Origin of the sequence: Afifella marina DSM 2698, from assembly GCF_900102695.1 — a bacterium.
In the GTDB taxonomy this organism is placed as follows: Bacteria; Pseudomonadota; Alphaproteobacteria; order Rhizobiales; family Afifellaceae; genus Afifella; species Afifella marina.
Genome location: NZ_FMVW01000003.1, coordinates 124,341 through 137,467, shown reverse-complemented (window position 1 = coordinate 137,467; position 13,127 = coordinate 124,341). Strand labels below are relative to the sequence as shown.

Annotated in this window: 10 protein-coding genes; 4 read left to right on the top strand and 6 right to left on the bottom strand. The window is 64.3% G+C overall.

Annotation, left to right across the window (positions count from 1 at the left end; translation table 11 throughout):
- Position 1: 1 nt before the first annotated feature.
- On the bottom strand, positions 2–1,153 hold the full coding sequence (locus BLP76_RS18580) for a class I SAM-dependent methyltransferase (protein WP_170130417.1): 1,152 nt from the start codon (positions 1,151–1,153) through the stop codon (positions 2–4).
- A gap of 330 nt (positions 1,154–1,483) precedes the next feature.
- Here BLP76_RS18580 and BLP76_RS08560 point away from each other — a divergent pair, with 330 nt between their 5' ends.
- The 4 genes from BLP76_RS08560 to BLP76_RS08545 all read left to right on the top strand — a co-directional run bounded on the left by BLP76_RS08560 (position 1,484) and on the right by BLP76_RS08545 (position 7,155).
- The gene (locus tag BLP76_RS08560; RefSeq protein ID WP_092811640.1) at positions 1,484–3,256 is read left to right on the top strand and encodes a type I secretion system permease/ATPase; all 1,773 of its coding nucleotides are present in this window, start codon (positions 1,484–1,486) and stop codon (positions 3,254–3,256) included.
- Positions 3,253–4,638 carry an HlyD family type I secretion periplasmic adaptor subunit gene (locus tag BLP76_RS08555; protein ID WP_092811638.1) on the top strand — a complete coding sequence of 462 codons (1,386 nt, stop codon included), beginning with the start codon at positions 3,253–3,255 and terminating at the stop codon, positions 4,636–4,638. The genes BLP76_RS08560 and BLP76_RS08555 overlap by 4 nt, the downstream gene beginning before the upstream one ends.
- A 66-nt stretch (positions 4,639–4,704) precedes the next feature.
- Entirely contained in the window at positions 4,705–6,381 is a 1,677-nt protein-coding gene (locus BLP76_RS08550) for a glycosyltransferase family protein (protein WP_092811636.1), read from the top strand.
- A 15-nt stretch (positions 6,382–6,396) separates the two neighbouring features.
- Positions 6,397–7,155 (top strand): class I SAM-dependent methyltransferase, encoded by a 759-nt coding sequence (locus BLP76_RS08545; protein ID WP_092811634.1) that lies wholly within the window; start codon positions 6,397–6,399, stop codon positions 7,153–7,155.
- 32 nt (positions 7,156–7,187) lie between these two features.
- Here BLP76_RS08545 and BLP76_RS08540 read toward each other — a convergent pair whose 3' ends face one another.
- The 5 genes from BLP76_RS08540 to BLP76_RS08515 form a co-directional block, all read right to left on the bottom strand.
- The gene (locus BLP76_RS08540; protein WP_170130416.1) at positions 7,188–7,940 is read right to left on the bottom strand and encodes a CmcI family methyltransferase; all 753 of its coding nucleotides are present in this window, start codon (positions 7,938–7,940) and stop codon (positions 7,188–7,190) included.
- A gap of 76 nt (positions 7,941–8,016) precedes the next feature.
- Positions 8,017–9,333: a calcium-binding protein gene (locus tag BLP76_RS08535; protein WP_092811630.1), complete on the bottom strand. Its 1,317-nt coding sequence runs from the start codon at positions 9,331–9,333 to the stop codon at positions 8,017–8,019.
- Between the two features lie 764 nt (positions 9,334–10,097).
- Positions 10,098–11,360, bottom strand: a complete 1,263-nt coding sequence (locus BLP76_RS08525; protein WP_092811626.1) for a glycosyltransferase family 61 protein — start codon at positions 11,358–11,360, stop codon at positions 10,098–10,100.
- Entirely contained in the window at positions 11,353–12,396 is a 1,044-nt protein-coding gene (locus BLP76_RS08520) for a hypothetical protein (protein ID WP_092811624.1), read from the bottom strand. Before BLP76_RS08520 ends, BLP76_RS08525 begins: the two co-directional genes overlap by 8 nt.
- A gap of 25 nt (positions 12,397–12,421) precedes the next feature.
- On the bottom strand, positions 12,422–13,093 hold the full coding sequence (locus BLP76_RS08515) for a sulfotransferase (RefSeq protein WP_092811622.1): 672 nt from the start codon (positions 13,091–13,093) through the stop codon (positions 12,422–12,424).
- Positions 13,094–13,127: the final 34 nt, after the last annotated feature.

Genomic DNA, 13,127 nt, shown 5'->3' with positions numbered 1-13,127 from the left:
GTCAGCCGCGCTTGCGGCCGATCAATGTCGTGGCCGAGGCGAGTTCGAACTGCGCCGTCTCGCTCAAATCTTTGACGAAGGGCTGCTGGCGCGCCTTCCAATAGCGGCTCGTCAGAATATCGCGCACGCTCATCTCGGCAAATTCCGGGCGCGCGTCCTCCGGCAGCCCCTGCATATAGGAGCGCAAGATCCATTGCAGCGAGCGGAACGGGTGCTGGTGGTCGTCTACGATGTGCTCGATGACCTCGATTTCCGCCCCGTAGAGACGGCGATGGCCTGAGCGCGTCATGTTGAAATAGTGGTCGGGATAGCCGTGTTCGGGCTGCATGAAGGGGATGCCGGAAAACACCAATCCGCCCGGCTTCAGCACACGCACGATTTCCTTTGCGCAGGTGAAGGGATCATCGACATGCTCGAGCACCGCGAGTGTCAGCACCATGTCGAAGGTGTTGTCCGCGAAGGGAAGAGCCTGGCCGACGGTGAGGAGATCCGTCGACGGATAGTCGAAGATCTCCATGTAGACCACATCGGGCCGCTCGATCCGCTTGAAGCCGGCACCGAAATCGAGCGCCATGAAATTTTCGTGCCGCGCCGCGGCAAGCTGGGTTTCGAGAAGGCTTGGATAGGGATGGTCGGAGACCCCGTCGGCCTTGTCGGAGAGCTTTCCGGAGAAGCCATAAGCGGGATCGAGCATATTGACGGCGCCGAAGGGGGGAAGCGGCGTGGAAAAGCCAGCCTGCGGAAAGACGAGCGCTTCGTCTTTCGTCACCCCGGCTTCGCCGCTCTGCCTGTGCCGGAGATGCTGGACGAGCCAGTCTCGCTTGCGGAGTTTGGCAGAACGCGCCCCCGCGACGGTATCGGCAAGATCGGGCGCGAGCATGATCTCGAGAGTACCAGCCGGATCGCCCTCCACTTCCGCGATGAGGGGCAACGCCGCTTGCAAAGCTCCGTTGTCGAGCTGCGTGAGATCGACATAGGCCCGAAAGCCGATCCCGCCTTGCCCGAGATCGGGGCGCGCCACCTTGCTGACCGCAAGCGGCACGCCGGCAAGTCTGAGATCAAGGCGTCCCTCGGAGGCATGTGCAACCCACCCCTCGAACACGTCATAAGGCGTGGAGAGCTCGGCAGTTGGGTGGCTGTCGAGGTGGATCATGGGGGCGCCTATACGAGTTGCGGGACGATCTTGTCCAGGCGAGACGGTCCTCTTCGCTGAGGTCGGCTGCACGTGGCACGAATCTCTCATCGTTTCGCCGCAATATCGTCCGAAACGCTGTGCTTGTGAGACTTCGTTAGCATGTGCTAGCTGATAATCTATCCCAGATGCTATTGTAGGCATGGGTTTGAATAGAAGCGGTCTGGCATGCGACGGTGGCCGCTTTCCGGCGGCCAGGAACGACCCGGGACGCGGGTTTGGTTTCGGGAGTCTCCTTTCCATCTTGCGGAACGCCGCTGACGGCTTCCGCAACGGGTGTTCGGCAGCGCAATGACAGAACTTGACCACGCGACCTCCAGTGTCCGCCGCGCCTTCATTGGCGTGTTCATCATGAGCGGGATCACCTCCGTTCTGATGCTGGCGCTGCCGTTTTACATGATGCAGGTGTTTCAGCGGGTGCTGCCGAGCCGCAGCGAGGAAACGCTGATCGCGCTGTCGATCCTCGCTTTCATCGCTTTTGCGACCTACGGCATTTTCGAGGCCTTGCGCATGGCGGTTCTCGCACGTGCGGCCGCGCGTTACGAAGCCATGCTTGCCGGACCGGTCGTTTACGCGCATTTCCTGGATGGCAGCCGCGATGCGTCCTCCGGCATGGAGCTCATGCAGGATGTGCGGCAGGTGAAGACGTTCATCGGTTCGCGCGCATTGGCGGCGGTGGCCGAGGCTCCGTTCATCCCGATCTTCGTCGCCGTCCTCTTCATGGTCGACATTGCGCTCGGGATTTTGATCACCTGCGGCATGGTTGTGATGGTCGTCGTCGCCATCCTGCAGCAGCGCGCTATGAAGCGCGGCATCGAAGTGCAGAACGATGCCCAGCGCGGGGCCAACCGGATCCTGCAATCGCATATCGAACAATCTGAAACGGTGCGCGTCCTCGGCCTGCAGAAGACGGCGATCGCGCGTTGGGGCAGTCTCAATGCGCGCGGCCTCACCGCGTTCGTCAATCTGCAGACGGTCGGCGCGCTCTTTGGCGGCTTTTCCCGCTTCATGCGCTTCAGCCTGCAGGCCTCGATCCTCGGTGTCGGCGCCTTTCTGGCGCTCGAGGGCGATGTCGCGGCCGTGGTCGTCTTCGCCTGCATGATGCTCGGCGGACGGGCGCTCGCGCCGCTCGACGGTCTCGTCGGCTCGTGGAGCGCGCTGACCAATGCCTGGTCCGCCCATAACCGTGTCCGCGATGCGCTGATCGGCTTTTATGTCGAGCCGGAAAAGACGGCCCTGCCGGAGCCCAGGGGAAATTTCATGGTCGAGAAGCTCGTCTTTGGCGTGCGCGGCTCCGACGAGGCGATCATCAAGCGCATCTCTTTCGGCATCGAAGCCGGCGAGACGATCGGCATCATCGGACCGAGCGGCGCCGGCAAATCGACGCTTCTGCGCCTGCTCGCCGGCGGGCTGATGCCGAATGCCGGCCATGTGCGTCTTGACGGCGCCGACATGCGCAACTGGAACCGCATCCAGCTCGGCGAATATATGGGCTACGTGCCGCAAGCGGTCGAATTCTTCCCCGGCACGATCGGCGAGAACATTGCCCGTTTCGATCCCGACGCGTCGGATGCCGATATCGTCGAGGCCGCGCAGCAGGCGGGCATCCACGAGATGATCCTGCGCTTTCCGCGCGGCTACGACACGCGCATCGGCACAGGCGGGATGCAGCCCTCGGGCGGCCAGAAGCAGCTGATCGCGCTCGCCCGCGCGCTTTACCGCAATCCCCGGCTTATTTTTCTCGACGAGCCCAATTCCAATCTCGACCAGGAGGGTGACCACATCCTCTTGGGCGCGGTGAGCCGCGCCAAGGCGCGTGGCGCCACCATCATCCTCGTCACGCAGCGCCCGGTGCTGCTGCAGGTCGTCGACCGCGTGCTCTTGATGAAAAACGGCACGATCGAGAATTACGGTCCGCGCCAGGAGGTTCTGCCCAAGGTGGTGAAGCCGGCGAGCGTGGAACGGCGGCCCGTGCGTCAGATCCAGCAGCCCAAGGCTGGCGAGGAGGCGAACGAGAAGACGGACGGCCAGGTCGCGGCCGGCGCGGGAGGGTCCGCATCGTGAAGGAATTGCAGGCGATCGGCATGTACGGCAAGCCGGCCCCCGCGGCCCGCAAAAGCCGCAAGGACGACGAGCCCTTCTACCATGCCTGGCACCATGAGGTGCCTTTGAAGCTGACGCGCGCTTACCGGCTCGCCATCATCGCCATGTTCTGTTTTGTGGGTCTCGGCACCTATTGGGCCGTGTCCGCTCCGATCGACGGCGCCTTCATGGCCGATGGCCGCCTGGTGGCCCAGGGCAAGAACCGCATCGTGGAGCATCTGGAAGGCGGCATCGTCAACGAGGTGCTGGTGAAGGAGGGCGAGCAGGTGAAGGCGGGCGACCTTCTGGCCCGCATCGACGTGACGAGCGCGGAGGCGAAGCTGGCGACCGCGCAGATGCAGCGCGACGTCGCCCGGGTGAAGCTTGCCCGCTATCTCGCCGAGCAGCGGGGCGACGACGAGATCGTCCTGCCGCCGGACCTTGAGCGGCGCATCGCCGAAGAGCCGGAGCTCGCCGACACGGCGAGTTCGCAGCGCGAGGAATTCGAAGCCAAGACGGCGGAGATGACGTCGCTGAAAACGATCCTCAACCAGCGCATCGACAACAATCAGCAGCTTCTCGACAATCTGAAAGAGATGCTGACGGAGCGGCGCGAGCGCGTCGAGGCGACGCAGGAAGAGGTGCGCGTTTCGAGCGACCTTCTGGACAAAGGCCTGACGACGCGCGATCGCAATTTTGCGCTCAACCGCCAGCTCGCGTCCGACCAGGACAATGTCCGCCAGACGCTCATTCAGATGGACGACAAGCGCTCCACCATCAACGAGACGCAGGAACAGCTGAACCGGGCCCTGTCGCAGCGGGCCAACGAAGTCGCCCAGCAGATCACTGATCTGCGCTCTAACATCTTCGAGCTCTCCTCGAATATCCGCTATTTTTCCGACGTGACGAAGCGTTCGGAAGTGCGCGCGCCGGTTTCCGGCACGATCGTGAATGTCGCCGTCAACACGCAGGATCAGGTGATCAAGCCGGGTGATCCGATCTTCGAGATCCTGCCGGAAGGCGTGCCGATGAGCATCGAGGCGATGGTCGACCCGCATTACATCGATTCCGTGCGCCAGGGTCAGCACGTCTCGATCCGCTTCCCCTCGCGCGAGCGCTCCAAGGCGATCCAGATTCTCGACGGCGAGGTGAGCTACATTTCGCCGGACAGCGAGCAGGACGAAAAGACCGGCCGCTATTTCTACAAGGTGCGCGCCTCCGTCGACCCGGAGAGCCTGAAAGAGTACGGCAAGGTCATGCCCGGCAATGTGGGGCAGGTGTATTTCGAGCTCGAAAACAAGACCTTCCTAGAATATCTGATCGAGCCCTATCAGGACATGCGCGACAAGGCCTTCGTCGGCTGAGCCGCGCGGGAACGGACGCGAGAAGAAGCCCGATAACGGGCAACCGGAGCGGGGCCGGGGGAGAGAATGGGCGAGAGAGAGACGCCGGGCATGCTGGCCGACAGGCTTGCGGCGCAGCTGCCGATCACGGCGCGCCGTGTCCTCCTCGCTGGGCGTCCCGTGCCGGGGCTCGAGGCGCTTTTGCGGGCGCGCAACCCAAAGATCGTGATCGAACGGGTGGACGGCGCCGCGCCCTCTGCGGACATGCCGAGCGATGCTCCCCGCGATAACACGGCCCCCTATGACACGGGCCCCTATGATGCAGCCGCACTTGTCGCCGACACGCCCGAGGAAGCGGAAGCCGCGCTGAAAGCGCTGGCGCCGCGCGTGAGCAACGAGGGTGTCTGCGCGCTCCTCGTGCCGAACCGGTTTTTCTGGCCGCGTTTGCAGGCCTTCCTCGCCGGCAAGAAAGAGGATGCGCCAGGCGGTTTCGATCTCGAGGACTTGCAGGAGATGGCGAAACGCGCCGGCGCGCCGCTTGCACGCATCGTCGCCATCCAGGCGGGACCGAGGCTCAGCGAGGAGACGGCAAAGGCCTTACGGCCGCTCTGCGCGGCGCTGCAGGTCGACGGCGAGATGGCACTCCGGCGGCTCGCGGCCTCGCATTTCACCACCCAGACGCGCCCGCGCCGAAAGCCGGAAAGAACCATTCGCGTGACCGGCGCGCCGCTCGCGTCAAAGCCCGATGCGATGGCGATCGTCCGGATGCAGGCGCCGCTTGCCGCGCTTGGCACCCTGCCCGACTTTGAGATCGGACAGGTCCTGCCGGCGCCTCGCATCGTGCTGAGGCCGGGAGAGGAGAAACGCGGCGTCTTCATCTGGCAGCGGCCGATCCTGACACGCCAGGGATCCCTCGCCTCCTACAGGAGCATCCTGCAAACCCACAAGCTTCTGGTGGTCGAGTTCGACGATCATCCGATGCGCTGGCCGGCGATTGCCGAAAACGACCATCTCACCTTTCGCGCGGCGCATGCCGTCAGAACCTCTACGGAGAAGATGGCCGAGATCATTCGCGAATGGAATCCGAACGTCTTCGTCTCGCCCAACCAGATCGAAGCGCTGCCGCCCTTTCGACCGGTGGAGCCCCGGCAGGGACCGGTGAGGCTTCTCTTCGCCGCCCTCAACCGCAAAGAGGATTGGGCGCCCTATATCGATGCCGTCAACGAGGTGGTCTTCCGCTACGGGCCGGAGAAGCTTCGCGTCGACGTCGTCTTCGACCGTGCGTTTTTCGACGCGGTGAAGGCGGAGGACAAGCATTACCAGCCGGTGCTGCCGTTCAGGGAATACAAGGCGCTCCTGTCGAAGGCTGATATCGCCTGGCTGCCGCTTGAAGACAATCTCTTCAACCGCTGCAAGAGCGACCTGAAATTCATCGAATGCGGGGCCTATTCCGTCGCCGTCGTTGCGAGCCCCGTGATCTATGGCGACGTCGTCCGTCATGGCGAGACCGGGCTTCTCTATAAGTCGGCGAAACAGCTTCGCGAGCATCTCCGCGCGCTGATCGAAGATCGGGAGCAGCGCGGGAAAATTGCTCGCGCGGCCTATGAAGAAGTTGCCTCGCGGCGGATGCGCACCTACCACGCGAGCGGTGAAGCCGCATGGTTCACAGAGCTCTTGCGAAATCACGAAGCGCTCGAGGCCGAGCGCGTCGCGCGCCTGCGCGACGAGCCGGCCTGGGGCGAACCACAAGCCGAGACGGCCTAGAGGGTGAACGACGTTATGACCGAAGATCTTTCCTGGCTTTATTCGCCGGCCGTCTTTCAGGTGCCTGAGCGGATCGGTGCCTCAGGCTGGTTGGAGCACACGCCCTTCGCCTTCTGGCTCATCGACAAGCTGCGCCCGGAGCGCCTCGTCGAACTCGGCACGCATACCGGCATTTCGTTCTGCGCCTTCAATCAGGCGATCAAGCAGCTCGGCACGGCAACCGCCTGCCATGCCGTCGACACCTGGCAGGGCGACCAGCACGCCGGCTATTACGGCGACAACATCTACAACGAGCTGGCGCGTTACAACGAGGATCGCTACGGCAGTTTTGCGACCTTGATCCGCGCTCGCTTCGACGAGGCGCTCGCGCATTTCGAGGATGGCGCTATCGACCTTCTGCACATCGACGGGCTTCATACCTATGAAGCTGTGGCGCACGACCATGAGACCTGGCTGCCGAAGGTGAAGGAGGGGGGCGTCATCCTCTTTCACGACACCAATGTCCGCAGGGGCGATTTCGGCGTGCACCGCTATTGGGCGGAGATCGCCGAGGGGGCGCATGCGTTCGAGTTCTTGCATGGCTTTGGCCTCGGCGTGCTCGTCAAGGGCGAGCCGCGGAACGAAGCGATGGCCGCGCTCTGCGCGGCCCGCCACGACCCGGAGGCGACGAGCGCCGTACGCCGGACGTTCGCCTTCCTGGGCGGGGCCGTGACGAACCGCTTGAAGCTCGCGATGGCGGCGAAGAAGGCTCCGGCGCAAGCGCGTCAGGCCTGAACCGGCGCGAGACTAAAAGCGCCGGCGAGCCGTCAGGCGGACGCCGCTTCGCCCTTCCGGCGCAGAAAGCCGCCGGGATTGAGCGTCAAAAGATGCCGTTCGCGCTGCGTATCGAGCTCGAAACGGTCGTCCGTGGCGAGGAAGTCCTTGATCGCTTCCTGCGGCCCGGGGCCGTGCTCGGGAAAGACGGGATGGCCATTGACGTTGCCGTCCTCGACGATCAGGTAGCAGCCTGAGCTGACCAGGGGCGCATAAAGCTCCAATTCCCGACGGACATGCGCGGCCCGGTGGTCTGAATCGAGGATGACCATCACCCGCATGTCGGGCCGGATCATGTTCTTCACCTGCTCCACGATCGCGGCATCGGTGCTCGATCCCGTGAGATAGGTGATCAGATTGTGCTTGGGCGGATCGTCCGGCGCGTTGATGTCGATGGTGACGATGCGGCCGTTTCCGACGAGCTGACAGATGGTCGCCAGGAAGAAGGCGCTGCCGCCGAACTTCGTCCCGCACTCGATGATGAGATCAGGCTGCGTCTCGGTGATGATCTCCTGATAGGTGATCATGTCCATCGGGCATTTCAGAACCCGGTGACCGAGCCAGCTCACCTCGGACGGCGCGGTCGCTTTGGAGAAAAGGCGCCGGTAATAGAGCCGATGAAAGCGGTCGGTGATCGCCTGCTCCTCCGATGTCAGCGGCGGAAACCGCCGTGTCGGAAAATACCGCCCCCTTTTGAAACCGAAGAAAAAACCATTGATCTGCTCGAGCGGAATCGAAAGCCGCATGAGCTCGTCTCCTCTGCGTTCTGCATAAAAAAAGGGGCGCCGAAGCGCCCCTTTCTCTCCGAAATCCTGCGGATCTTTAGACGAAAGTGATGTCGTCAGAGATCGAGAAGTTCGTCGTGTTCTCAAGGACGACCGTGAGCGTGTCGGTGCCATCGTCGATGGTCAGGATGAAATCATCGCCGCTGGCGCTCGTGACCACGGTGTCACCGGTATCGAGAACGAACATGTCGTTACCGACATCATTGAAGTCGGTGATGGTGATCGAGTCGGATCCGCCACCGAGGTCGGTAAAGTTGAAGACGTCGTCGCCTGCGCCGCCTTCGATGGTTGCGGCGTCGAAGTTCGTGTCACCCGTGATCGTGTCGGCTCCATCGCTGCCGTAAGCAACGATTGAGTCAGCACCAAGAGTGATGGCGTCGTCGCCAGAACCGGCATAGATCGTGTCCGCAGCTGCGCCAATGATCGTGTCGTCACCGTCGCCGCCGCCGAGCTCGTTCGAACCGCCGGAAGCACCGATCGAGTCACCGCCAGCGCCGCCGTAAACGATGTTATCGCTACCGCCCGCCGTGATGGAGTCAGCGTCGTCGCCACCGAAAACGGTGTCGCCACCGCTCGCTGCGATCGAGTCGACGCCGGCGCCGCCGTAGATCTCATCGTCGCCACCGGTCGAGGCATCGACAGAATCCGCACCCGAACCACCGTAGATCGTGTCGTCGCCCGCACCGTCGGAGAAGACGTCGTCGCCGTCGCCGCCGCCGAGCTCGCTGTCCGTGGTCGCTGCGGCGAGAGTGTCGGCGCCGGCACCGCCGTATGCGAACGCAGCCGTCAGATCGTCATCGCCTTCGCCACCGAAGACCATGTCGCCGGTCGTGCCGGTGACGCTGTCGTCGCCAGCTCCGCCGAAGACCGTGTCGGCATCCGTATCGGCGGTCAGAGCGATCGTCTCATCGCCTTCGCCGGCGTAGATAAGATCCGCACCAGCGCCGGAAGTGATGGCGTCGGTCTCTGCACCACCGTAGAAGGTGTCATCGCCCGCACCGCCGACGAGGCTGTCAGCGCCGTCGCCGCCGCCCAGCACGAAGTCGAGCGTGCTCGCTGCAACCGTGATCGTGTCGGCGCCTTCGCCGCCAAACAGCTCCTGAGTGGGAGCCGTCACGCCGAAGCCACCGGCATCAGCCGTGAAATCGATGAAATCGTCACCGGCGCCGCCGAGAACCGTGTCGCCTTCGCCGTCGTTGCTTCCGACGATCGAGTCGGCGCCTTCGCCGCCGTAGATCAGATCTGAGCCAGCGCCATCGGTGACGGTGTCATCACCGGCCAGAGCGGAGATGAGATCGTCTTCGGCCGTGCCGTTGATCACGTCGTTGCCAGACGTGCCCGTAATTGTAGCCATGTGTGTCTCTCCAGTAGAGCTTCAAAACACGCGCGTGTGTTGTATCCCCATCCCCACGCCATGTTTGCGCCGCGGCGGAGGGTAACGCGGACCGCAGCTTATTGCGGAGGCCCCTATCGGTGTCAACCTGCGAAAGCCACGGCGGATAAATTTCCGCGGGGGTTGCTAAAATGCAATTGTCGCGTCGTAGAAAGGGCTTAAGTGAAAACGCCAGCTGGGGAAAGCTTCTTTTAAAGAAACTTAAGAGTACCTGAAAAGAATGGCGGCGCCTTTGCCTGTCGGCGGGCGCCTCTCGTGCGGCGCGGCAGGTTTTGTGCCAGCCTTTGCAGAGCTGTTGTGGTACGCCGCGGTTTCCTTCGCCCATTCGCCGCCCTCGGTGTCGCTCGACGCGCGAATGACATCTCTGAGCTCCCCTAAGTCCTTGGAAAACAAACGTGTGGAGCGCCGTTCTCGGCGCGTGGCAGATGCGACACGTCTTTCGCCGGTCTGTCGCTGATGCAAGGCGGCGGGGCGTCGCAGGACCTGCCGATCCGGCGATCTGGCTCTTGAGAGCCTGTGGAGCGATGGCCCGGCGGGACCGCGGCGCCCCCGCTCTCCCGAAGGGCGGCGGCCCGTGCGGCCTTCGGGTGCGCCATCCCTGAGGCCGGCCTGCGGCTCAACATCTCGCCGGTGCGTTGGCGCGGAAGTGTTGCCCGTCTGCATCATGTCAAGCGGCAGGCGCAGGCAGCTTTTCCGCCGTTTCGGGTGCCTTGTCGGCGGTGTTTTCAGCGCGCCGCGCACGCCTCTGCGATTCTTAAGACCGCATCCGCCTCGATCCGCCAGTTCGGATGGGCCGGCGCCGGGCCCGGCGACACGATCTCACCGCGCAGGAAGGCATGGGCGAGGCCGAGGCTGCGATAGAGGCTCTGATGCATGGGGCGGAAGCCGCCATGCGGCTCGAGCTCGAGGATCGTCGTGCCCGGGCGGCAGAAGACGCAGTTGAAGAGGCCGGAGCCCGACGGGCCGATGACGATCTCGGCGTCCCGGAAGGCCGCGATGCGGGGGCGAAGCAACAGGCTCTCGGGCCGGACCTCCTCAAAGCCGAGGGCGCCGAGGCGCGCGACGATCTCGTCCTCGTTCACGAGAATGCGCCGCGGCGCCGTCTTCGACCAGCCTCGGCGCGAGACATAGAGCCGGCGCCCGGCGCTGCCCTGCGAGGGCACAGTTCCAATCAGCCGAGCGGCGAAGGCCGCCAGCGCCTGGCGCAGCTCGGATGGAAACACGTTGCCGGGGGCTGCGAGCGAGGGGGCGAGGACGTCGGCAAGGGGCGTGATCGTCGTCACCTCCTGGGCGATCACCTGGCGCCCGGGGGCCGCGGCCGCCACGATCTCGCGCATCCATTCCGCCTCCATCGGCAGGAGGAGCGCGCCCCCCGCCGCTTCGGGGATCTCATCGAGGAGGAGGAGTTTCGGCAGAATGCGGAAGAGCCAGGAGCCGTAATTGCGCGATTCGGTCGAGCCGAGCGCGACGATGGGCGTATCGATCGGCGCCTCAAGCTGTGCGTCCGCCTCGATCCGGAGCCTCTCGCCGGCGCGGTTCACGCCATGCGTCATGCGGAATTCGTGCGGAAAGGCCGAGAGCGGGCGGGACTGATCGAAGAAGGGGGCGGGGAGGAGGAGAACGTCGTTGACGAGGCCGGGCCCCGCCGAAGCGCTTTCGGGGACGTCTGCGGGAAGCTTTTCTCGGGCGTCGGGCTCGCCGGGATCGATCAGCGCTCGCTGGCCGGCCAGGAAGACGTTCTTTCCCGCAACGACATAGCGTGGCCGCGCCTGAAGCGGTTTTCGCTCGATCTCCGAATCGGGCGGCGCGCCGAGGGGAAGCCGCGGCCCCTCATCGCCGAGCGGCGCAGCGCCCGCAACGGCCTTGGCCCGCAGCCGCGGCGAGAGCCGATGCCAGACGCCGGGCCGGGCCCAAAGATCGGGCGCCCGCACCGGCGCGATCTCGCGACCGCCAAGGTCGCGCAAAACTGCCGCGTGATCCTCAGCCACGCCCGCTGCCGTCCGAACCTTTCGCCCGCAAGGCCTCCAGCTTTTCGATGCGTGCGAGCAAAGCCTGCAGTGTCCGCTCCTGGCGCGACACGAGGTCGACGAGCCGGGCCGTCACATGTTCGACGTCGCGCGCCTCGGCCCCGGCGCACGCTTGCGTCTCCTCGATCGGCGCATCCGCCTCGTCGATGACGGCGAGCCCGGCCTTGTCCGGCATGAAGCGGGCGAGGATCTCCTGGTTGCGGGCTTCGTAGCGGCGGCGCACGAGATCGAAGAGGTTTTTTGGCAGCTTCAGCTTCTCCGCGCCGTCGCCCGAGCGGCCCATCGCCAAAACGTCGATCGGCCGGTCGTCGTCGAGGCTCTCGAAGAGGCCGGAATGGCGGGAGAGAAAGCGCAGAAGCCGTGCGTCCGGACTGACATTCTCATTGGCGACAGCGGCGAGGCCCTCGGCCGGCGTTTTGAGGAACTCCGCGAAATCGGCGAAGAGATCGCCGCGCGTCAGAAAGCGGGGGTCGAGAAAGCGCAGGTGGAGTGCGCCTTCTCCCGCGAGCTCGCCCCATTCGGCGATCGTCGTCTCATAATCGGGAAGCCCGGAGTTCATCCGATAGGCGATGAATTCCGGCAGAGACAGCCCGCGCTTCAGCCCCCATTGCCGCCAGGCGGCGAGAAGCACGCGGTCCTGCCGGCGGATGTAATAGGCGACGCGCACCGAGATCTCGCCGAGAAGCGGGACGAAGAGTGCCGCATGGCCGGGATTGAAGAGGATCTCGGTGGAGAGGACGAAGCGGGCGTCGGGCGCCTCAATCGCCGCCATCCTGGCGCGCAGATGGTCCGCAAAAGCCTCGGGCGCGATCCCGGCATTGGCGCGGAAATAATGCAGCGGATTGCCGGAGACTTCATTGTTTGGATCGAAGCCGAGATCCCCGCCGGCGATAAAGAGACCCCGGCGCGCAAGCTCTTCCGCATTCCTGGCGAGAAAGGCCTGGAGCGTCGATGACCCGGTCTTCGGATGGCCGATATGCAGAAGAAGTTCGCGCATCAGGAGCGGTTTTTCGGCTCGTGCCTCAATGCGGCAGACGGTGGCCGAAGGCCGCCTCGACCGCCGCCTCGTCATAGGCTTCGCCGAGGAAGTCGAAAAGGGCGCGCAGGCTCGACCGGTCTTTGACGTAATCGTCGTAGCGCACGAGGAAGCTCGTATCGGAATGCGCGGCGACGTAATCTGCGTATTGGCGGTCGAGATCCTCCACCATCTCCATCACCTTTTCGGTTTCCACATCTTTCCACCAGGAGGAGCGCGCGACGTCGGCTGCGCGCCTGGTGTTGAAGACGAGCCGGCAGGGCGGGAAGAACTCGCGGATGAAATCGAGAAATTCCGGCATCTCGCCGGGCTCCGCATCGTGGAAGCGGATTTCCTTGAAGCCGAGGACACGCGTCTGCGGCGTGGGCTTCAGGATCTCGCGCAAGAAGAGGTCTGCGAGCTCTTCGCCGAAGCGGCGCGGCACGATCTCGTCGGCGCCGTACCATGGCCCGTGCGCGGGGATCGGCGTCTGTCCCTGATTATAGCGTGTGTTGTGAGCCCGCTTCCACGCCCGGAAGAGCGGATAGAGAAGGTTGTTGTTTTCCCCCCGGATCATCGCCCCCGGGATCGTCTGAAGCGCCGTCTGCAAAAGCGTGGAGCCCGAGCGGCCATAGGTGACGATGACGATGAATTTCTCGAAGTCGGGCCTGGCGGTCATAGGGGTCTCCGCGGGTTCAGCGAATGGGGCGGGC